At 36.3% G+C, this 314-nt stretch carries 1 protein-coding gene; it reads right to left on the bottom strand.

Annotated features, from left to right (window positions below; translation table 11 throughout):
- The coding region (locus FE392_RS22540; RefSeq protein ID WP_319931913.1) for a DDE-type integrase/transposase/recombinase at window positions 1-314 on the bottom strand (314 nt) is incomplete at both ends.

Raw genomic sequence — 314 nt, 5'->3', positions numbered from 1 at the left:
GATAATGCCATCCTTGATCCGAATGCATCAGTAGCTGGTGCGTTTCAGGTAAACGTTCCAATGCTTTCTCTAACATGTCTGAAACAAGCGAATACGTCGGTCTAGAACCAATTGTATAGGTAATAATTTCACCATTATACAAATCTAATACAGGTGATACATACAGTTTTTCTCCAAACAATTTAAACTCTGTGATGTCTGTTACCCACTTTTGATTCGGTGCATCTGTATGAAAATTACGCTCTAAAATATTAGGTGCAATTCTACCGACTTTTCCTTTATAGGATTTATATTTCTTCATACGCACAACACAC

Origin of the sequence: Xenorhabdus santafensis (assembly GCF_033949405.1) — a bacterium.
GTDB lineage: Bacteria > Pseudomonadota > Gammaproteobacteria > Enterobacterales > Enterobacteriaceae > Xenorhabdus > Xenorhabdus santafensis.
The sequence above is the reverse complement of the archived record's forward strand: the minus strand, read 5'-3'. Positions and strand labels throughout refer to the sequence as shown.